We start from the raw sequence: 21414 nt of genomic DNA, 5'->3' as shown, positions 1-21414 counted from the left end.
TGACAAATTTTGCCCTTGGTCCGCTGGAAATTTCTTCCGGCAAGTCGCGGAAAAAACTAACTATGCGTCTTGTCGCCCGCCACTGACCACAGTTTTTCCAGCTGATACAATTCACGGGCCTGACCGGTCATCACATGCACGATCACATCGCCCAAGTCCAACAAGATCCAGTCGGAGCTTTGATCGCCTTCCAACCCCAACGGTTGCTGCCCCTGCTCCTTGACCTTTTCCATCACATAATCGCACAGCGACTTGGCATGACGGGACGAGGTGCCGGTGGCGATGACCATGTAATCGGTAATACTGGTTTTGCCGCGCACATCGATAGTCTTGATGTTAAGCCCTTTGCGGTCGTCGAGCTCGGTTTCGACCAGTTTAAGTAATGCTTCTGTTTGCATTCAATTTCCTGTGTGATGAGTGGGGGGTTGATATAAATGATGCCGCCGAATCAATTCGATGACCCGGTCCGGCATTAAAAATTGTGGATCGCGTCCGCTAGCCACCAGTTCGCGAATGGCGGTGGCGGAAATCGCCAGCGCAGTGACTTCTTGGAAAGTTAAAAGCCCGGCTGTCTGCCGACTTAATTGCGTCCGGTCCTCGGCGATTCGCTGCTGTAGAAACGCCGATAACGCCAATCCGGCATAACCGGGCCGGGTCATCACCACGATGTGTGCATAATCAAACAGACGCTGCCATTGATGCCAGCGCTCCAAACCGGCAAAGGCATCGGCGCCGATAAACAGCAGCAAAGGCGTATTGTCTATTTCGGCACGCAAGGAATGCAGCGTATCCACCATATAAGATGGCCCCGCCCTATCCAACTCACGTCGATCAACGTTAAAGCCGTGTGTGTCGGCGACGGCGGCTTCCAGCATTTGCAAACGCAAGTGCGCCGGCACATCTGGTTCGTCGCGATGCGGCGGGAGGCGGCAGGGAATCAAACGCAGCTGCTCCAACTCGAACAGCTCTTTCACTTCCAGCGCGGTGCGCAAATGGCCGTAATGGACCGGATTAAACGTGCCGCCGTAAACCCCGATCATTATTGGCGGATATGCCCGTCGCCCAGCACTATGTATTTCAGCGAAGTCAAACCATGCAATCCCACCGGCCCGCGCGCATGCAGTTTATCGGTACTGATACCAATCTCAGCGCCCAAACCGTATTCAAAACCGTCGGCAAACCGGGTGGAAGCATTCACCATCACCGAGCTGGAATCCACCTCGCGCAAAAAGCGCCGCGCCAAGGTGTAATCCTCGGTGACGATGGCCTCGGTATGCGCGGAACTGTATTGATTGATATGTGCTATTGCTTCGTCTATATCGGCAACAATCTTGATAGCCAAAATCGGCGCCAGATATTCGGTATGCCAGTCTTCTTCGGTTGCGCGTACGGCGTTTTTGATTAAGGAACAGGTTTTCAAGCAACCGCGCAATTCCACGTTTTTTGCCGTGTATTGTTCGGCCAAAATCGGCAACACCGTCGCGGCAATACTTTCCGCCACCAGTAAGGTTTCCATCGCATTGCAGACGCCGTAGCGATGGGTTTTCGCGTTCATCGCTATCGCTACCGCTTTGTCGATATCGGCCTTGCCGTCGATATAAACATGACAAATGCCGTCCAGGTGCTTGATGACCGGAATGGTGGCTTCGCCGCTGATGCGTTCGATCAGGCTCTTGCCGCCGCGCGGCACGATCACGTCGACATACTCTTTCATGGTAATCAATTCGCCAACCGCTGCCCGGTCGGTGGTTTCCACCACTTGCACCGCTTGTTGCGGCAAACCCGCCTCGGCCAAACCGCTGGCGATACAGACCGCAATGGCCCGGTTGGAATGAATCGACTCGGAACCGCCGCGCAAAATACAGGCATTCCCGGATTTCAAACACAAAGCCGCCGCATCGACGGTGACGTTGGGCCGCGACTCGTAAATGATGCCGATCACACCCAAAGGCACCCGCATCTGGCCGACCTGAATGCCGCTGGGCCGATAACTCAAATCGCTTATCTCCCCAACCGGATCGGGTAACGCGGCCACTTGCTTCAAACCTTCTATCATCGCCTGAATTCGCGTCGGCGTCAGTTCCAGACGGTCCAACGACGCTGAATCCATACCGTTCTGTTTACCGGCTTCCAAGTCTTTGCGGTTTTCGCTGGCAATTTCGGCACTGCCGGTCGCTATAGCCTCGGCGATTTTCAATAACGCGTTATTTTTCCGCCCGCTCTCGGCCTTACTGATCTCGCGGCCGGCCGCTCTGGCCTGTTGCCCCAGTTGCTGCATGTACTGTTTAACGTCCACAATTATCGACCCGATGAATTGGAAAAGCCGGCATTATAGCAAGCCAGGCCACCTTACAACGAATACGGCAAATTCAGCAGCCTTTCCGGTCCGGAAGGTCTAATAAATTCGACCCTACATGACAGGCTTAAATACGGTTGCAATGACAGATCTTCCAATTGCCAAGCCAGAACCGAGCTCGTAGACTGCACGACTGTATTTAAGACAAACTTTAATCAAAGGTACCCGACATGAGTCAGCTTTTTTCGCCATATTCCATCGGCTCGGTTACCCTACCCAACCGTATCGTCATTGCGCCGATGTGTCAGTATTCGGCGGTCAACGGCGAAGCCAGCGATTGGCATTTGATGCACCTGGGGAATTTGGCCATGTCAGGCGCCGGCTTGTTGATTATCGAAGCCACAGCGGTGGAACCGGAAGGCCGCATCTCACCCGCGGATCTCGGCCTCTGGTCGGACGCCACCGAAGCTGCGCTGGCCCGCGTTTTAAGCGCGGTGCGAAAATATTCGGATATACCAATAGCGATTCAACTGGCGCACGCCGGCCGCAAGGCTTCCACCGCCGCACCTTGGGATGGCGGCGGTCTGGTCGAGATCGAACAGGGCGGCTGGCAGACTGTCGCTCCATCGGCCCTGGCCTTTATGCCGGACGACCCCGCGCCGACCGCGCTCGATACAACCGGTTTGCAACGCATCTTGCAGGCTTTTGTGTCTGCGGCACAGCGCACGTATAAATTGGGTCTCGATGCCATCGAGATACACGCCGCTCACGGTTATTTGCTGCACGAATTTCTCTCGCCCTTATCGAATCAGCGCGATGATGAATACGGCGGCTCGCTGGAAAACCGGATGCGCTTCCCGCTGGCGGTATTCGAAGCAATGCGGGCCGCAGTCCCCATGCAAATGCCCATCGGCGTGCGCATCTCCGCGACTGACTGGGTGGATGGCGGTTGGGACTTAGCGCAAAGCGTGATTTTTGCTAAAGCCTTGCAAACACTAGGCTGCGCATTTATTCATGTCTCCAGCGGCGGCTTGTCACCACTGCAAAAAATCCCGGTTGGCCCCCATTACCAAGTACCGCTAGCGGCAAGCATCCGCGCTGAAACCGGCCTGCCCACCATCGCCGTCGGCCTGATCACCGAAGCCGAGGAGGCCGAAGCCATCATCACGGATGGTCAAGCAGATATGGTGGGTTTGGCGCGCGGTATTCTGTACGATCCACGCTGGCCCTGGCATGCCGCCGCCAAGCTCGGCGGGCAAGTAGACGCACCGCCGCAATACTGGCGCTGCCAGCCGCGCGAACAAAAGGCTTTATTTGGCGACATTCGCTTTCGCCAGCGCTAAGCTATCGCAGACTATTAGGCCGGGATCAATCAGCCAGTTATAGTCATCACACTTCAAAGTTAGCTTTTTTGATTCCCTCACCCCTGCCCTCTCACGGAGGGCGAGGGAGCAGATGCACCGCAATTTGAAGTGGGGGAAGGTATAGTAAATTCGACCATGCAGCTGGAGCCGGCTGTATTTCAACACTGGACATTCATGCGTTTTTTAGGCACTTCAAACCCCGCTTTTCTAAAACTGTTAACGTTTCGCGTACTGATCGTACTGGCCTATCAAATCGTGGCGATTGTGGTGGGTTGGCATATCTACGAACTGACGCACGACCCGCTAGCCTTGGGCCTGATAGGCCTGGCCGAAGTAATCCCGTATTTTTGCAGCGCTCTGTTCGCCGGTTATGCCGTCGATCATTACTCACGGCGCTGGTTTGCGATTTCGGCCTGCATGCTGTTATGTCTGAATGCCCTAACCTTAACCGCCATCGCGGCGCAATGGATTCCCGACAATCCCTTATTATTGATGTACGGCTCCATAGCCGTCACCGGCGTGGCACGGGCCTTTATCGGCCCCTCGTATAGCGCAATGTTCGCCCTGGTTTTGCAACGCGAACAGTACGCGCGGGCAGCTGGCCTCGGGAGCTCGGTGTTTCAGTTTGCTCTGGTAGCCGGCCCGGCACTGGGCGGGGTTCTGGTCGGCTGGGCCGGCAAGACTGTCACTTACGGCGTATCCGGTGGCTTATGCGTATTGGCCGCGCTGGCTTTGCTGTCTTTGCGTATCAAGGAACCGCCGGCGGCGGAAAGCGCGCCGATTTTCACCAGTATCGGCGAAGGCCTGCGCTTTGTATTCAATAACCAGATCATCCTGGGTGCACAGTCGCTGGATATGTTTGCCGTGTTGTTCGGCGGCGCGGTCGCCATGCTGCCGGCGTTCATTCACGACATATTTCATTACGGCCCGGAGGGCCTGGGGATTTTACGTGCAGCTCCTGCCGTCGGCGCGGTCATGACCGGCTTATTCCTGGCCAGGTATCCGCTTAATAAGCACGCCGGACGTTGGTTATTAGTTGCGGTGGCGGGCTTTGGCCTATGTATGATCGGCTTTGCGCTTTCGACGAATTTTTGGGTGGCTGGCCTGGCCTTACTTTTATCCGGTATTTGCGACGGGGTATCGGTAGTGATGCGTACCACCATCATGCAATTGGCCACACCGGATGCCATGCGCGGAAGAGTAGCAGCGATCAACGGCATCTTTATCGGCTCGTCCAACGAACTGGGCGCGTTTGAGTCTGGGGTTGCGGCACGCTTACTGGGCTTGGTGCCGTCAGTATTGTTTGGCGGCGGCATGACCCTGCTGGTAGTGGCGGTTACGGCTAAATTGGCGCCTAAACTACGCAAACTGGAGCTTGATCAGCTCCAGTAATCTTCGTTTCACAAGCCAAAAACAGCGGTTTTATTCGGATTTTTTTCCGCGCATTAAGAAAAAACCCGCGCCGATAGTGGCGACCACCAAAACCAACATTAAGATCGGATGCTGATAAAACATGTCAAAAAACGCCCCGGTGCTTTGCGACGTACCTCTGTAATACGGCCCCATAAAGCCTCCCCCATCGTAGTTAAATTGTCAAACAGCCGCCGCAACGGCTGGTCTGATTCAAAAATCTACCCTGGAAATCAACGTTGTCCAATTCGATTGCCACTATTTGTATCGAAAAGCCCGAATCGCCAAGACATGGTTTTTACGACGGCTTGCTGGATAAGCGTTAACCGCTTAATTTAACGGCATTGAGGAATGGGGTTGCTTAGGAATTGCCTGACTATTCGAGCGAGGTATGCTGGGTTAAGCAGCAACGCCGCTAAGTTAAGAAACTCTTGCCCAACCAAATCGCTGGCTGAGCGGGGTCGAAGCCCATCAATTCGCTTCTACCCCGCTAAACGAATGGCTTAACTTCACGGTATTGGGTTAAGCGACGAATTTAATGGGATTTCGACCAGATCGTTCGGAATTGGCTTTTTGACGTAAAACCTTGTCGCGCTTTAGTTTTTATAAGACGTTGGATACAAATTATTAACCCGGCCCTTAAATATTGTCGCTCCTGCTTAGGCGGGAGCCCAACGGCTATAATGGATTCCCGCCTTCGCGGGAATGACGAAGACAGGGAATTTAAGGGCCGGGTTAATAACAAAGATGATTTAAGACCATCACCGGTGATTGATATGGATAATAAGATGAACAATTCAAACAGGGGCTTGCGGGGCTTACTCGGCACCGCTTTTTTCTTCCTGCCCAACCTGGCAGTCGCAGAGGCTTCGTCCCAAGCGCTGGATTTGAGCGGACATTGGGTCGGTTATCTGTGTGTCGGCCTGTTTGCGATCGCTTACCTGCTTGTAGTTCTGGAAGAAGTCTTGGAATTACGCAAATCCAAGCCGATGATGTTAGCAGCCGCGCTGATTTGGGTGGCGATTGCCCTGGTATATAAGGATCAAGGCTTGTCGGCTGTCGCCGAAACGGCGATTCGGCACGATGTGTTGGACTATGGTGAATTGTTGCTATTCCTGATCGTCTCCATTGCCTACATCAATGCCATGGAAGAACGGCGGGTTTTTGATAGCCTAAGGGCATGGCTGGTTAACAAAGGCTTGAGCTATCGACAACTGTTTTGGGTAACTGGAATCTTGGCGTTTTTGATCTCTTCGGTATCCAACAACATGACTACTGCGATGTTGATGTGCGCAGTCGTGATGGCGGTCGGTAAGGACAATCCCAAGTTTGTCGGCATTGCCTGTGTCAATACTGTGGTAGCCGCCAATGCCGGCGGCGCGTTTTGCCCATTCGGCGACATCACCACCTTAATGGTCTGGCAAAAAGGCATCATCGAGTTCTGGGCGTTCTTCACGTTGTTTGTGCCTTCGGTCATCAACTTCCTGATTCCCGCTGCCATCATGCATTTTGCTATTCCGAAAGCCCAGCCGGCACCCATTCACACCCAGGTCGTCACGCGTCGCGGCGCCAAGCGCATCGTAGTGCTGTTTCTGCTCACCGTTCTGACGGCAGTCGGCTTTCAGAACAGCCTACACATGCCGGCAGCGGTGGGCATGATGGCGGGCCTGACCTATCTGCAATTGTTCGGCTATTTTCTACACATTACCCACCGCGATGAACCGGAATTGGGCCTGGATCCGATGTCCGGCGAGGAAGCCCCGGACGCCGGCGGCGAGGATAGTTTGCGCTTCGACGTCTTCCATCATTTGGCGCGCATGGAATGGGATACCTTGCTGTTTTTTTATGGCGTGGTGTTGTGCGTAGGCGGAATGAATTTCCTTGGCTACTTAGGCCATTTATCCGAGTTTTTGTATGGCGAACTCGGCGCCACACCCGCCAATGTGTTGGTCGGCCTGATATCGGCATTGATAGACAACATTCCGGTGATGTTTGCAATTTTAGCCATGCGCCCGGAGATGTCGGAAGGTCAATGGCTGCTGGTGACTCTGACTGCTGGTGTTGGCGGCAGTTTGTTGTCGGTCGGCTCCGCTGCGGGGGTAGCTTTAATGGGTCAAGCCAAAGGCATATACACCTTTATGACTCACCTGAAATGGACGCCGGTAATTGCTTTGGGTTATCTAGGCAGTGTGGCCGCACACTTTTTAATAAATTCTGCGCTTTTTTAAGCGATTGTTTGATCAGGCTTTCGCACTAAGCCAACTAAAACGTAATTATTCAGTCAAAACGGCACAAATCAATCGTAGTCTGAATAAGCGAAGCGCATCGGGCAATAGAGTATATGCGCACGGCTTATCCACCCAGATCACACTTGCTGAATAGATACATTAAAATAACCATTCACTTAAACCCACTTAGGAATCAAATAGATGTATGACGATGAAAGTCCGAAAAAACGTCACTTAGGAATTGAGGGTAGCGTATTTGTAGTGCTTATCCTGTTGTCGCTTGGGGGGATTTATATTACCGATTTTTCGCCCGATGATGGTTACGGCTACTGGCTGTTAATGGTGTTCGTGTTCGGCTTGGTATCGGTTTTTGTATCCTGGTTGCAAACCAAGCGCAAAGACTTGGATTTTGGCGATATTCTCAAAGCCCAGGGGATGCATTGGCTGCATACCATTATCGCGGTCGGTGCCGCTGCTTTATTGAATAAATCGGGTCAACTGCAAGGTCTCAGCGCAGATCTGGTCATTTTATTGATTTTAGGATTGTCCACCATGCTGGATGGCTACCACATTGGCTGGCAATTCAGCGTACTTGGGCTTTTCCTGATAGGTTGCACCATCATTATCGGCTATGTTGACCCGTTTATGTGGGCATGCGTCGCGCTTGCCGTGGTGGTAATTGTCGGCGCATTATTAAGAGGCTTATCGCTCCGAAATGAGGACGATTAATTTTGAGCCCTTTTTGTAAATATAGGGGTAAGTCATGAATACATTAAAAGCATGGTTCAGCGCATTGAGCACTAAAAACCGCATTGAATATGCTGTGTCGCTGTTTTGGGTCATCACCATCCCATTCTTCGCCATCCCGTATGACGGTGAAGCCGGCGGACCGCTTGAACACTTCCTGTGGTGGGGCATCTTTCCCTTGCTTTTGTATTGGGGACAGCGCTTTTGGGTTAGGAAATGGTTTTAAGCTATTAACCCGGCCCTTAAATATCGTCGCTGCCGCCTCTGCGGGAATCGCGAATCCAGGGAATTTAGGAGCCGCGCTGACCACAGCCCGGTATTTTCAAAAAGCCTGTTTCGAAACTTGCAGTTTCATTATGTCCTTATGTTATCTATCCATCGGACTACCATCAATCCAAGCGCGACACCCGCATCGGCTCTTTCATAGTTAAGGCCACCAGCATCGACACAGCCGCGCAAGCGCTGACATAGTAGGCAAACCATTCCGCGTGCCCCAGGCTTTTCAGCCAGAGCGCAAGATATTCGGCGGTGCCGCCGAATATCGCCACGGTCAGCGCATAGGGAAAGCCAACTCCCAAGGCCCGGATATGCACCGGAAACAGTTCGGCTTTGACGATGGCGTTTACCGACGAATAGCCGGAGACAATCAGCAATGCGCAGACATACCATCCCAACGCGGATTGCATAGTTTGCGCGTGGCCTAATAAATCCAGCAATGGCGCAGTAAACAGGGTCGCGCCGGCGCCGAAGGTAATCAGCATCGTGCGCCGACCGACGTAGTCCGAAATCAAACCGAACAGCGGCTGAATCAACATAAAGACGATCAAGGCCAGTGTGCAGATCGTTGTGGCGTCGTCTTTGCTGAAGCCCGTGGTGTTGACCAGGTACTTTTGCATGTACACGGTAAAGGTGTAGTACGACAAGGTCCCGCCGGCGGTCAAAGCCACCACAGTCATTACCGGTTTGGGATAGTTCAGCAGCTCGCGTAGTTTGGGGTGCCGGGCCGGATAAGTATGCTGCTCGACAAAGGCCTTGGTTTCGGCCATGTTGCCGCGCAGGCCCATCGCCACCACAGCCAGCAAACCGCCGGCGATAAAGCCGATACGCCAACCCCAAGCGTGCAGTTGCTCGCTACTCAACAGGCATTTTTGTAAGAGCATCAATAACCCCAAGGCCAGGATTTGCCCGAGCACGATGGTGACATATTGAAAGCTGGAGTAATAGCCGCGCCGGTGTGGTACCGCCATCTCACTAAGATAGGTAGCGGAACTGCCATACTCGCCACCGATACTGAAGCCTTGCAACATGCGGGCAAACAGCAACAAGGCCGGCGCCCACATACCGATTACCGCATAGCCCGGTGTGCAAGCAATGATTAACGACCCTAAACACATCAAACTGACCGACAACAGCAAGGCGCTCTTTCGACCCTTGCGGTCAGCCAGACTGCCCAACAACCATCCGCCCAAGGGCCGAAAAATAAAGCCCACTGCAAATATCGCCGCATTGTTTAACAACTGGGCAGTTTGATCGGCTTCCGGGAAAAAAGCGGGGGCAAAGTACAAGGCAAACGCGGCGTAAATGGCCCAATCAAAATATTCGACCAGATTGCCCACTGAGCCACTGAAGATATTGAACAGGCGCCTTTTTTCTGATTGATGGTCATTGGAATGAGACATATCGCTTGAGCAGATGAGTTTTTGACCATCTTAACCTGGGCAAATCCAATGTCCGCACGATTTCTGCAATGGACCATCATGCCAGGTAAATTCAAAACTCGGCTGACTCAAACTATTCAGTCCCTTCCGAGACACGTTGATGCGCTAGTGAGCAAGCGTCGAAATGGCGTTGATCTTTAAGAAAGTTTTAGCCAGGCCCTTAATACCCTGAGCATGACTTACCCGCAGGCGGGAGCGACGATAGGGTAAATAGTGGATACCCTGCCAATCAAGCCAATTTTTTGATGCCGATAAACTTATTCCCTGCACCCAGTTCCATTTCAAAATGGCCCTGAATCCCGGTTTTGGTGAGATACCGCTGAATATTGCCCGCTGGAAATACGATGCGCCGGCCGTCATCGGCAATCGTCACCACGGTTTTGGCAACGCCTTGATAAACGGCCAGGTATTGGTCGTAACTTAAATGAAGTTTGAAGCGAATGAATTGATTAGCCATAAAAAAGCCGCGCCGGTTGATCCGGCGCGGCAAGGGAGCGTTCTAACGGGCGTTTTGCAACGCGGCAATGCGTTCTTCTAACGGTGGGTGACTCATGAACAAGCGTTGCACGCCACCACCGTTGATACCGAATGCCGCTAGTTCGCCGGGCAGCTCGGCAGGTTCATGCGAACGCTGCAAGGCGCGCAACGCGCCTATCATTTTTTGCCGGCCGGCCAGATTGGCGCCACCGGCGTCGGCCCGAAATTCGCGGTAGCGGGAGAACCACATCACCAACATGGACGCCAAAATCGACAAGGCAATTTGCGCCACCATCTGCGTCACATAGTAGGCCGGACCATAGCCACGTTCAGTTTTGAACACCACGCGGTCGACCAAATGACCGATGACAGTCGCGAAAAAGTACACAAAGGTATTCACCACCCCTTGCATCAAGGCCATGGTAATCATGTCGCCGTTGGCGACGTGACTAATCTCGTGACCGACAACCGCTTCAACTTCATCGGCACTCATGCTGCGCAGCAGCCCGGTGCTGACCGCCACCAAGGCGTTGTCGCGGCTGGCGCCGGTAGCGAAGGCATTGGCTTCCGGGGCGTCGAAAATACCGACTTCCGGCATACCGATACCGGCTTGTTTGGCTTGTTGGGCAACGATGCCAACCAACCATTGTTCGGTTTGGTTTTGCGGCTGTTCGATGACGTGCACGCCCATTGCGCTTTTAGCCGACCATTTGGACATAAACAATGAGATGACGGAACCGGTCATACCGATCACTGCCGACATAGCCAGCAGACCTTCGATGTTCAAGTTGACGCCTTGAGCATCCAGCGCACCTTTCAAGCCGAAGACATTAAATATGATGCTGATCGCGATCATAATGGCCACGTTGGTGGCCAGAAATAGCAATATTCTCATCATGGCGTAACTTTCCTGTGTTGTTATAAAGTGGGTTTAATCTGGGGAGTCGAAAGATTAAATTCAAGACTATAGAGTGTTAACATCTGCCAAAGTTTACTTGAGGGACATAAAAATGAGAATTATAAAGTCGCTATTGATGTTACTTGCCGCTACACCGCTGTGCCTGGCGGCCACTCCGGAACAAGAAGCTGTGCTAAAACAGCTGCGCCTGCCGCCGGGTTTTAACATCAGAATTTTCGCCGATGACATTCCCAACGCCCGGCAAATGGCGCTGGGCGACAACGGCGTAGTCTATGTCGGCTCTCGGCAAGGCGCCGTCTATGCGGTGCAGGACAAAGATGGCGACGGCGTTGCCGAACAGAAGTATCTGATCGCTCAACAACTCAATCTGCCCAATGGCGTGGCCTACAAAGACGGCACATTGTACGTCGCTGAAATTCACCGCATCATTCGTTTCGACGAGGTGGGTCAACGCTTGGCCAGCCCGCCCAAAGCGGTCACCGTATTCGACCAATTTCCCTCCGACCGCCACCATGGCTGGAAGTATCTGCGCTTCGGACCCGACGGCAAGTTATACACCGCCATCGGCGCGCCTTGTAACGTCTGCGACCCGGACAAACCCATTTACGGCTCGCTGATTCGCCTGGACCCGGACGGTAGCGATATGGAAATCTTGGCGCGCGGCATCCGTAACACCGTGGGTTTCGATTGGGAAACCCGTAGCGGCCATTTGTTTTTCAACGACAACGGCCGCGATTACCTGGGCGATGATATACCACCAGACGAATTGAACGAATGGAATCAAAAAGGCGAGCATTTTGGCTTCCCTTACTGCCACGCCGGCACCATTTCAGATCCCGAGTTTATTGGAGACAAGCAGTGCTACAAATTCAAGGCACCCGCCTGGAAGTATAAAGCCCACATCGCCCCGCTGGGCATGCGTTTCTATACCGGTAAGCAATTTCCGGACACCTATTTCCGGCAATTATTCGTCGCTCAGCATGGCTCCTGGAATCGCACCGTGCCGCAAGGTTATCAGGTTAATGTGGTCAAATTCCGCGAAGGCCAGGCCTATAACGAACTACCCTTCATCAGCGGCTGGCTGACGCCGCAAGGGCAGGTACTGGGACGCCCGAACGACATCATTCAAATGCAGGACGGTAGCTTGTTGATCAGCGACGACAGCTTGGGCGTAATCTACCGGGTGAACTACGGCCGATGAACGACAAGCAATTTCAAATATTGGATACACAAGTTGTGTATGAAGGCTTTTTCCGGCTGGAGCAATACACTCTAAAACACACGCTATTCAACGGCGGCTGGAGCCAACCTTTAAAGCGGGAGTTGTTCCGCCGTGGCAATTGCGTGGCTGTATTACTCTATGATCCGGACCGCGACGAAGTGGTGTTGATAGAGCAATTCCGAGTGGGTGCGGTCTTGCAACCCGAGCGTGCCTGGCTACTGGAAATCGTCGCCGGCGCGATAGAAGAAGGCGAAACCGCTGAAGAAGTCGCGTATCGCGAAGCCCGCGAGGAAGCCGGCTGCGAGATTCAAGAACTCATCGAAATAAAACAATTCTTCACCACGCCCGGCGGCTCGTCGGAGTGGATTACGCTATTCTGCGGCCGGGTCGACAGCAGCCAGGTCGGCGGCATTCATGGCCTGGACGAGGAAGATGAAGACATCCGCGTCACGGCCGTGAAATTCGACGAGGTATTTCAAATGCTGGAAGACGACAAAATCGAATCCGGCATTCCCATCATCGCCATCCAATGGCTGTATATTCATCGCCAAAAGTTACGCAGCCAATGGTTGGCAGGGACGTAACGCAATCACTCTCACGCAGGCGCAAGCAATAAACCAGGCTCTCGACTCGAGATTGTTCCCGCGCAGCGAATCGCTCGAAGTAATCTAGCGCTATTCGATTAAACTCAGCCGTGTCGGTAAGTTTCAAACAGGTTTTCCTGGTTATAATGATTCTTGGGCTCAGTTAAAAACGCGTCATCTCGGCAAGGATTGCCGAGATCAGTAAGCCATGACTGGCGGCAGTTGGCTGTTCAAATTTTCTCCACACAAATTTGTCGCTTTCGCCTGGAGAAACGCAGTCCCAACCGGTGTGCGTCCTCCAAGCGTAAAACCTGTCTCATCGACATTCCTGCTAGAATCGCCGCACCACCCAAATCAGGAGCATAGCCCATGAGCGACTTTTACGGCCCGCAGCATCGCCAATTACAAGAGCAACACGACACCGTGAATCTGGCGGATCGCTTGGAACAGATCATTGTTGAACAGCAGGTCAACGAGCAGCATCAGCCATTTATCGAGAGCCGGGATTTCTTCTTTCTGACCACAATAGACCAGCGCGGCTATCCAACGTGTTCTTACAAAGGTGGCAACCCCGGCCTGGTTAAGGTGATTAATCCGCAGGAACTGGCGTTCCCCAGTTACGACGGCAACGGTATGTTTTTGTCGATGGGCAATATCAACGGCAACCCAAAAATCGGCATGTTGTTCATCGACTTCGAAACCCCGCATCGGATACGGGTGCACGGCGACGCCCGGATTGAAGCCAACGATCCGCTGCTGGCAGAATACTCCGGCGCAGAGCTGATCGTGCGGGTGGCGATCAGTGAGATTTTCATCAATTGTCCGCGTTATATTCACCGGATGAGCCGGGTATCCAGCTCAAAATATGTACCTCAAGCCAATCAAGACACACCTTTACCGCAGTGGAAGCGGATCAATGCGGTGCAGGACGTGTTGCCAGCTTGCGATAGTCACGTTGCGGAAAGTTTGGGCGGAATAATCACTCCGGAAGAATACGGGGCGATGGTGTTGAGCGGTGATGCTTAGCTTCTAACCCCCCAAGAAAATTATCAACATCAACATTCATTTGGAGACCAATATGAGCGAAAGAATCATTATGCGCACTGGCGAAGCCCTGGTGGCGGGTGGTCCGGCGGGTACGGCGGCGGAACCGGAGATTATCATCGGCGAACTGGACGGCCCCGTCGGCACCGCGATTGCCACCCTGACCGGCGATCAAGTGCAGGGCCATACCCGCGTATTTGCGATATTAAATACCGATATTCAGGTGCGCCCGGTCACGTTGATGGTCAGCAAAGTCACGGTCAAAAACAGTCGTTACACCAATATTTTGATGGGGACGGTGCAGGCGGCAATTGCCAATGGCGTACTGGATGCGGTGCGGGCCGGCGATATTCCTAAGGAAAAAGCCAACGATCTGGGGATTATTTGCTCGGTGTGGCTGAATCCTAGTGTGATTAAAGACGACAATCTGGATCATCAAATTCTGTTCGACATCCACCGGCAAGCCATGGCCAAAGCCATTCATAAAGCCATAACCAACACCCCTGATATCGACTGGTTGCTGGAAAACCAGGACAAAATCACTCACAAGTATTTTCAGATGGGGCTGGACGGCAAGATTTAATTGCCTGCCAACTTGGGTTGCGAGCCTTGCAACCCAAGCCTAGGTTATTTCACACGATTTATTCATCCATGCTGTTTTCGTATTCTTACTTCCTTAAGCGCCGTTGCTGCGCCATACGATTCATCGCCCTCCGTCACCTCGCCAAACGAAGTAATAGCGCATCACTATTTGTTTGACAAAACCCACAAATCCGCTTAAAACGACTATGTAGTTTCGATTCGAAATTATTAACGCATTTTATTTTTAAGGGGGATACGATCATGAAAACCTGTATTTCGATACTGATGGCCGGCTTACTAGGCACAGTTACCGTTACCGCTTTCGCCGCCGAGCACAGCGTGCCGTTTCCGGAAGGCTATCGTCATTGGCTGCATGCGAAAAGTATGTTGATTCAGCCCGGTCATGCGCTGGAAAATCCGTTTCAAGGCCTGCATCACGTCTATGCGAATAAACAAGCGGAAGCCGGCTTGAAGACCGGTAAGTACACTGATGGCTCGGTGCTGGTATTCGATTTATTGCAGTATCAAGAGAAGGATAAAACCATTCAGGAAGGCGAACGCAAACTGGTGGGCGTAATGCTGAAAGACGCAAAAAAATTCGCTGCCACCGGCGGCTGGGGGTTTGAGGGCTTTGCCGGCAACAGTAAAACCGAAAGGCTAGTGAAAGACGGCGGTACCTCGTGTTTTGCCTGCCATGCCTCCGAGCAGAAAACCGATTATGTGTTTTCGCAATATCGGCCTTAGGCGTTACGGCTGACACGGTAGAGACGCGCAACATTGCGTCTCTACATGACCCTGAGAGCTTTAAGCCTGATCGACCAAACGGATGCCCGCTTCTTCGATCACAATCCGCCGTTGTTTATACAAACCTCCTATCGCTTGCTTGAAGACCTTTTTGCTGACACCAAAGGTATCGTAAATAATCTCCGGCGCACTTTTGTCGGTTAGCGCTACATAGCCGCCGCGCTTTGCCAGTATCGCCAGAATTTTTTCCGATGTAGCATCGACTTTCTGGCCGTATTTTTCCTGGTTCAGAACTAAATCCAGCTTGTTGTCGGGGCGGACTTTTTTAATATAACCGGTCAAGGCTTGGCCTTTTTGCAGCGGTTGAAAAGTCTCGCTTTTATACAGCACACCCCAGTATTGATTATCCACCACCGCTTTAAAACCCAGATCGGTTTCGTCGGCGATAATCAGTTGCACCGCTTGGCCGTCTTTATAATAAAACGCTTGGTCCAGAATAAAATCATCCAGCATCATCGTGGCGGCGATGCGATTGTTTTCGTCTAAAAACAGACGCACCAGATAGGATCGGCCTTCGACGATTTTGCCCTTTTGTTCGCTGAACGGCAGCAGCAAATCCTTGGGTAAGCCCCAGCCCAAAAACGCGCCGGCATGGCTGAGCGATATGCATTTTAACCAAGCCACCTCATCGACTTGCGCTAGCGGCGTTTGCAAGGTAGCGATGGTTTGATTCTTACCGTCTATGTAGACAAAGACCTTTACCGTGTCTCCGACCTTTAAAGTGTCCGGGGCATCTTGGTCCGCCAGCGCAATCTCGCCAAGCTCCCCACCATCGAAACCATACTGATTATCGCGCCGGCTCACGACGGTTAAAGTGTTGAATTTACCTAGTTCGATCATGAAGCTTCCGCAGGTTGATTGGACATGGGCGTCGGCTCGCTGAGGGGCCATACGCAGAGAATGGATGACGTATTATACAAACGAATCGGCTAAACGGCGGCCGCTTCTCCTTAGACGGTCGCGCCTTGAGCACCTCGCCAAAGAGACGATACTGACGCAAATAGTAAGTCAAGACCCCGTTATTCTAAGGCCCGTCTATAATGGACGGTTTTTTCGATTCGATAAAACCCGCTTTTATCGAATACAAGTGCCGATTATGAATCTACTCCTGAAATACCTGTCCTCTTGCTGGTTTCTGAACAATCCATCGGATTTAGTCCCACCCAACTCCTTTATGTGGAAAAACGTGGCGTTCTATCTGATTTCCGGCATGATCGTGGAGGGCTTGATATCCGACCCGGCGGACGGCACCCTGGAGGTGCTGGGCCGCATCACCATGGCTTTCGGCTCTGTGGCAATTTTATTGCTGATGGAGAAAAAATGGGGTTGCTTCAACCAGTTGTACACCTCGATTTTCGTTTGCGAAAATTTCATCATGACTTTGGCTGTCAGCGGCGAAGCCCTGGACTATTGGTTGGTGCTGAATCATCACCCCTATCGCGAAGAAATCGGCATCGGCATCGCGCTATTTTTGGTGATTTGGTATATCTCCATCGTCAGCTATATCTTCCGCGCTTTCTTCAGCTATCCAACCAGCGTCAGCGTGGTTTATGCATTTAGCTATTTCGTGCTGACTTACGGTATACCGATGCTGTTGATGGACATCTAAAAGCCCAGGTTTGCTGGCCGGCGTATCCTGAACCCGGCCAGAGCTTTGCTTATATTTGCGCTAAGTTGCCCCGATCTTCCAACCAACTTTTCCGGTCCCCGGCGCGCTTCTTCGCCAACAACAAATCCATCTGTTCGCGGGTGTCGTCGTTTTCTTCGATAGTTAACTGCACCAGACGCCGGGTATCCGGGTTCATGGTGGTTTCCCGCAATTGCGAGGGATTCATCTCACCCAAACCTTTGAAGCGCTGGATGTTAATCTTGCCGGTGAGTTTTTCGGCTTCGATGCGCGCCAACACCCCCAAGCGTTCCGATTCGTCCAGCGCGTAAAACACCTTTTTACCGACGTCTATCCGATACAGCGGCGGCATCGCCACAAACACATGCCCTGCCCTGACCAAGGCATTGAAATGCTGATAAAACAGCGCGCAAATCAGGGTGGCGATGTGGTTACCGTCGGAGTCGGCATCGGCCAGAATGCAGATCTTGCCGTAGCGTAGGTTTTGCAGATCGTTGCTGTCCGGCTCTATACCCAGCGCCACAGCGATGTCGTGTACTTCTTGCGAAGCCATCACCTCGCCGGAATCCACTTCCCAGGTGTTCAAAATCTTGCCACGTAAGGGCATGATGGCCTGAAATTCCCGGTCACGCGCCTGTTTGGCAGACCCACCAGCCGAGTCGCCTTCGACCAAAAACAACTCGGTACGGCTGAGATCTTGCCCGGAACAATCCGCCAGTTTGCCGGGTAAAGCCGGGCCGCTGGTGATCTTTTTGCGGACGATTTTCTTGCCGGCCTTCAAGCGCTTCTGCGCACTAGCCAAAATAATTTCGGCAATCTTCTCGCCTTCTTGCGGATGCTGATTCAACCACAGGCTAAAAGTGTCTTTGGCAACCCCGGACACAAAGGTCACGCATTCGCGCGAACTGAGCCTTTCTTTGGTCTGCCCGGAGAACTGCGGGTCTTCCAGTTTTACCGACAACACAAAATGACAGCTTTCCCAAACGTCTTCCGGCGCAATCTTCACGCCGCGCGGCAGCAGGTTGCGAAAGTCTAAAAACTCACGCATCGCCTCAGTCAAACCGGCCCTCAAGCCGTTGACATGAGTACCGCCTTGAGCGGTGGGCACCAAGTTAACGTAACTCTCGGCGATGGTCTCCGGCAAGCTGTCCGGTGTCCAGACGATGCCCCACTCCACCGCTTCGTTGCTGGCCGCCATATTGGCCATAAACGGCGGCTGCGGGAAAATCTCGGCATCGCCGACCCTATCCAGCAAATATTCCTGCAAGCCGTTTTGGTAGCACCACTCGAATTGCTCGTCGCTAAGTTCGGAATTTAAGGTGATTTTCAAACCCGGACACAATACGGCTTTGGCACGCAATACATGTTTGAGTTTGCTGACCGACACCCGGTTGGAATCGAAATATTTACCGTCCGGCCAAAAATGCACAGTAGTGCCGGTGTTGTTCTTGCCGACGGTGCCGCTCTGCTGTAGTTCGCTGACTTTGTCGCCGCCGGCAAATTCCATTTGATACACGCCACCGCCACGCTTGATTTCGACCAGAAGTTTTTCCGACAAGGCATTCACCACGGACACACCGACGCCGTGCAAGCCGCCGGAGAATTGATAGTTTTTGTTGGAGAATTTGCCGCCGGCGTGGAGTTGGGTGAGGATCACTTCCACACCGGGAATGCCTTGTTCGGGATGAATGTCCACCGGCATGCCCCGGCCGTTATCGTCTACCCGTACCGAACCGTCCTTGTACAGCACGACATTGATGGTGTTGGCGTGGCCGGCCAGCGCCTCGTCCACGCTGTTGTCCACCACTTCCTGCACCAGGTGATTGGGCCGTGTGGTGTCAGTGTACATACCGGGGCGTTTGCGCACCGGATCCAGGCCGCTCAGTACTTCAATCGCCGCGGCGTTATATTCGTTACTCATTGTTAGTCATCGTTTGCTGTTAATTCATACTATAATGCTCGGTCATTTTTGAGCACCGCAAGCCACATTATATGTCGAGACGTAAAAGCGCATCCCAATTTGAGGAAGCGATGGAAGAACTGGAGAAATTGGTCGAACAAATGGAACGCGGCGATATTTCTCTGGAAGAATCCCTAAAATCCTTCGAACGCGGCATCAGATTAACCCGCACCTGCCAGCAAGCGTTACAAGACGCCGAGCAGAAAGTCCAAATTTTATTAGAAAAAAACGGCCAGCAAACTTTGGAGCCATTCACCGATGAGTAACTTAAAAGCCTATCTTACCGCCTGCCAAAACCGCGTCGAACGGGCGTTGGACGCCAGGTTGCCCGGCGAGAACATTCTGCCGCAAACCCTGCATCAAGCCATGCGCTACAGCGTGCTGGACGGCGGCAAACGCACCCGCCCGTTGCTGACCTATGCAACCGGCCAGGCCCTAGGTTTAAGCGAAGACCATCTGGATGCCCAAGCTTGCGCGGTGGAATTTATTCATGTGTATTCATTGATACACGACGATTTGCCGGCAATGGACAATGACGATTTACGCCGCGGCAAACCGACTTGTCACAAAGCGTTCGATGAAGCCACCGCCATTCTGGCGGGCGATGCCTTGCAGGCACTGGCTTTTGACGTATTAGCCAACGACTCAGCCATTTTGGCCGGCGCGGAAGCGCGAGTAAAAATGATCGCGGCCTTGACCCGAGCCAGCGGCTCGCAAGGCATGGTTGGTGGGCAAGCAATCGACCTGGGTTCGGTTGGTCGCAAGCTGACTTTGCCGGAGTTGGAAAACATGCATATTCACAAGACCGGTGCGCTGATTCGCGCCAGCGTCAATCTGGCGGCTTTATCCAAACCCAATCTGGATACCGATGTTGCGAAAAAGCTCGATCATTACGCTAAGTGCATAGGCCTGTCGTTCCAAGTTAAAGACGACATCCTCGATGTGGAAAGCGATACCGCTACCTTGGGGAAAACCCAGGGCAAGGATGTCGATAACGATAAGCCGACTTACCCTGCGCTATTAGGTATGGCCGGTGCCAAGGAAAAAGCGCAGGAGCTGCATGAACTAGCCGTTGCCAGCTTAGCCGGGTTTGGTAGCGAAGCTGATTTATTGCGCGATTTGTCGCTGTATATCATCGAACGCACGCACTAAGCGCAGCGAACTGCACGATTTATACTTCTTGCGCCACAATCCTTCCGGCTTTAGCCTTGCGCCTGTGTAGCAGACGCGGAATATTGTGACGCAAACATATAAAGGAATTTATTAACCCATGACAGTCTCTGACTTTCCGCTTCTCAACACCATCCAGAGCCCCACCGACATACGCGCGCTGAAACCGGAGCAACTGAAGCCACTGGCTGATGAGTTGCGTAGCTTTTTGACCCATACGGTCAGCATTTCCGGCGGCCATTTCTCGGCCGGTCTGGGCACGGTGGAGCTGACGGTGGCCTTGCATTATGTGTTCGACACGCCATCGGATCAGTTGGTCTGGGATGTGGGCCATCAGGCTTATCCGCATAAGATTCTGACGGGGCGGAAAGACCGGATGCCGACGATTCGCACCTTCGGCGGCGTTTCGGCGTTTCCCTGCCGTTCGGAGAGTGAGTACGACGCGTTTGGGGTCGGTCACTCGTCGACCTCGATCAGCGCCGCGCTGGGCATGGCGATTGCCTCGCAGTTGCGTGGTGAAGACAAGAAGATGGTAGCCATCATCGGTGACGGTTCAATTACCGGCGGCATGGCTTATGAGGCGATGAATCATGCCGGCGATGTGAATGCCAATCTGTTGGTGATTTTGAACGATAACGATATGTCGATTTCGCCGCCGGTCGGGGCGATGAATAATTATCTGACTAAGGTGTTGTCCAGTAAGTTTTATTCTTCGGTACGCGAAGAGAGTAAGAAGGCCTTGGCGAGTATGCCCTCGGTGTGGGAATTGGCGCGCAAGACCGAAGAGCATGTAAAAGGCATGATTGTGCCAGGTACCTTGTTCGAGGAGTTGGGCTTTAATTATTTCGGACCGATTGACGGCCACGATGTGGAGATGTTGGTGTCCACGCTGGAGAAGTTGAAGGATTTGACCGGTCCGGTGTTTTTGCATGTGGTCACCAAGAAAGGCAAAGGCTATGCGCCGGCCGAAAAGGATCCTTTGGCCTACCATGGCGTGCCGGCCTTCGATCCAAGCAAAGATTATTTGCCGAAAGCGGCACCCTCGCCGCATCCGACTTATACGGAAGTGTTCGGCACCTGGTTGTGCGATATGGCCAAGCAAGATGAGCGGCTATTGGGGATTACCCCGGCGATGCGCGAAGGTTCGGGCTTGGTGGCGTTTTCCCAGCAGTTTCCGAAACGTTATTTCGATGTAGCGATTGCCGAGCAGCATGCGGTGACTTTGGCGGCCGGTCAGGCTTGTCAGGGCGCGAAGCCGGTAG

Annotated in this window: 22 protein-coding genes; 14 read left to right on the top strand and 8 right to left on the bottom strand. The window is 52.8% G+C overall.

The genetic code is table 11. The features are described from left to right. Window positions 1-56 precede the first annotated feature (56 nt). The 3 genes from rsfS to NP589_RS14990 are packed head-to-tail and all read right to left on the bottom strand — an operon-like array spanning window position 57 to window position 2278. On the bottom strand, window positions 57-398 hold the full coding sequence (gene rsfS / locus NP589_RS15000) for a ribosome silencing factor (protein ID WP_026601961.1): 342 nt from the start codon (window positions 396-398) through the stop codon (window positions 57-59). Further along, a complete protein-coding gene (gene nadD / locus NP589_RS14995; RefSeq protein ID WP_256607717.1) occupies window positions 399-1040 on the bottom strand; it encodes a nicotinate-nucleotide adenylyltransferase in 642 nt (213 codons plus the stop codon). Continuing rightward, entirely contained in the window at window positions 1040-2278 is a 1239-nt protein-coding gene (locus NP589_RS14990; RefSeq protein ID WP_305891020.1) for a glutamate-5-semialdehyde dehydrogenase, read from the bottom strand. Before NP589_RS14990 ends, nadD begins: the two co-directional genes overlap by 1 nt. A gap of 248 nt (window positions 2279-2526) precedes the next feature. Here NP589_RS14990 and NP589_RS14985 point away from each other — a divergent pair, with 248 nt between their 5' ends. From NP589_RS14985 to NP589_RS14965, 5 genes are all read left to right on the top strand, one after another. After that, window positions 2527-3639, top strand: a complete 1113-nt coding sequence (locus NP589_RS14985; protein WP_256607716.1) for an NADH:flavin oxidoreductase/NADH oxidase — start codon at window positions 2527-2529, stop codon at window positions 3637-3639. Between the two features lie 195 nt (window positions 3640-3834). Further along, on the top strand, window positions 3835-5052 hold the full coding sequence (locus NP589_RS14980) for an MFS transporter (RefSeq protein ID WP_256607715.1): 1218 nt from the start codon (window positions 3835-3837) through the stop codon (window positions 5050-5052). Window positions 5053-5858: 806 nt separating this feature from the next. Beyond that, window positions 5859-7298 (top strand): sodium:proton antiporter NhaD, encoded by a 1440-nt coding sequence (nhaD, locus tag NP589_RS14975; protein WP_256607714.1) that lies wholly within the window; start codon window positions 5859-5861, stop codon window positions 7296-7298. Between the two features lie 201 nt (window positions 7299-7499). After that, window positions 7500-8027 carry a hypothetical protein gene (locus tag NP589_RS14970; protein WP_256607713.1) on the top strand — a complete coding sequence of 176 codons (528 nt, stop codon included), beginning with the start codon at window positions 7500-7502 and terminating at the stop codon, window positions 8025-8027. 34 nt (window positions 8028-8061) lie between these two features. Next, on the top strand, window positions 8062-8271 hold the full coding sequence (locus tag NP589_RS14965) for a hypothetical protein (RefSeq protein WP_256607712.1): 210 nt from the start codon (window positions 8062-8064) through the stop codon (window positions 8269-8271). A gap of 163 nt (window positions 8272-8434) precedes the next feature. Here NP589_RS14965 and NP589_RS14960 read toward each other — a convergent pair whose 3' ends face one another. From NP589_RS14960 to htpX, 3 genes are all read right to left on the bottom strand, one after another. Continuing rightward, entirely contained in the window at window positions 8435-9724 is a 1290-nt protein-coding gene (locus tag NP589_RS14960; protein ID WP_256607711.1) for an MFS transporter, read from the bottom strand. 268 nt (window positions 9725-9992) lie between these two features. Further along, the gene (locus NP589_RS14955; protein ID WP_256607710.1) at window positions 9993-10220 is read right to left on the bottom strand and encodes a DUF2835 domain-containing protein; all 228 of its coding nucleotides are present in this window, start codon (window positions 10218-10220) and stop codon (window positions 9993-9995) included. 42 nt (window positions 10221-10262) lie between these two features. Beyond that, entirely contained in the window at window positions 10263-11138 is an 876-nt protein-coding gene (gene htpX, locus NP589_RS14950) for a protease HtpX (RefSeq protein WP_256607709.1), read from the bottom strand. 112 nt (window positions 11139-11250) lie between these two features. Here htpX and NP589_RS14945 point away from each other — a divergent pair, with 112 nt between their 5' ends. From NP589_RS14945 to NP589_RS14925, 5 genes are all read left to right on the top strand, one after another. Next, window positions 11251-12360 carry a PQQ-dependent sugar dehydrogenase gene (locus NP589_RS14945; protein ID WP_256607708.1) on the top strand — a complete coding sequence of 370 codons (1110 nt, stop codon included), beginning with the start codon at window positions 11251-11253 and terminating at the stop codon, window positions 12358-12360. Then, a complete protein-coding gene (locus tag NP589_RS14940) occupies window positions 12357-12965 on the top strand; it encodes an NUDIX domain-containing protein (protein WP_256607707.1) in 609 nt (202 codons plus the stop codon). Before NP589_RS14945 ends, NP589_RS14940 begins: the two co-directional genes overlap by 4 nt. Window positions 12966-13334: 369 nt before the next feature. Further along, window positions 13335-13991 (top strand): pyridoxamine 5'-phosphate oxidase family protein, encoded by a 657-nt coding sequence (locus tag NP589_RS14935; protein WP_256607706.1) that lies wholly within the window; start codon window positions 13335-13337, stop codon window positions 13989-13991. A 52-nt stretch (window positions 13992-14043) separates the two neighbouring features. Beyond that, window positions 14044-14592, top strand: coding sequence for a formaldehyde-activating enzyme (fae, locus tag NP589_RS14930; protein ID WP_256607705.1), 549 nt, complete (start codon window positions 14044-14046; stop codon window positions 14590-14592). Between the two features lie 260 nt (window positions 14593-14852). Then, window positions 14853-15335: a cytochrome P460 family protein gene (locus NP589_RS14925; protein WP_256607704.1), complete on the top strand. Its 483-nt coding sequence runs from the start codon at window positions 14853-14855 to the stop codon at window positions 15333-15335. 60 nt (window positions 15336-15395) lie between these two features. Here the strand turns inward: NP589_RS14925 and NP589_RS14920 are convergent, their stop codons facing one another. After that, complete coding sequence (locus NP589_RS14920; RefSeq protein ID WP_256607703.1) at window positions 15396-16235, bottom strand: CvfB family protein; 840 nt, start codon at window positions 16233-16235, stop codon at window positions 15396-15398. 256 nt (window positions 16236-16491) lie between these two features. On the opposite strand from NP589_RS14920, the gene NP589_RS14915 reads away from it, so the two are divergent. Beyond that, a complete protein-coding gene (locus NP589_RS14915) occupies window positions 16492-17004 on the top strand; it encodes a hypothetical protein (protein WP_064036962.1) in 513 nt (170 codons plus the stop codon). Window positions 17005-17053: 49 nt separating this feature from the next. Here NP589_RS14915 and parE read toward each other — a convergent pair whose 3' ends face one another. Continuing rightward, window positions 17054-18943, bottom strand: coding sequence for a DNA topoisomerase IV subunit B (parE, locus tag NP589_RS14910; protein ID WP_256607702.1), 1890 nt, complete (start codon window positions 18941-18943; stop codon window positions 17054-17056). Window positions 18944-19014: 71 nt separating this feature from the next. Here parE and NP589_RS14905 point away from each other — a divergent pair, with 71 nt between their 5' ends. From NP589_RS14905 to dxs, 3 genes are all read left to right on the top strand, one after another. Next, on the top strand, window positions 19015-19248 hold the full coding sequence (locus tag NP589_RS14905; RefSeq protein WP_020484945.1) for an exodeoxyribonuclease VII small subunit: 234 nt from the start codon (window positions 19015-19017) through the stop codon (window positions 19246-19248). Continuing rightward, on the top strand, window positions 19241-20134 hold the full coding sequence (gene ispA, locus NP589_RS14900; protein WP_256607701.1) for a (2E,6E)-farnesyl diphosphate synthase: 894 nt from the start codon (window positions 19241-19243) through the stop codon (window positions 20132-20134). The genes NP589_RS14905 and ispA overlap by 8 nt, the downstream gene beginning before the upstream one ends. A gap of 118 nt (window positions 20135-20252) precedes the next feature. Beyond that, a partial coding sequence (gene dxs / locus NP589_RS14895; RefSeq protein ID WP_256607700.1) for a 1-deoxy-D-xylulose-5-phosphate synthase occupies window positions 20253-21414 on the top strand: 1162 nt, incomplete at its 3' end.

Origin of the sequence: Methylomonas rosea (assembly GCF_024505055.1) — a bacterium.
In the GTDB taxonomy this organism is placed as follows: domain Bacteria; phylum Pseudomonadota; class Gammaproteobacteria; order Methylococcales; family Methylomonadaceae; genus Methylomonas; species Methylomonas rosea.
This window is presented reverse-complemented; position numbering and strand designations above follow the sequence as displayed.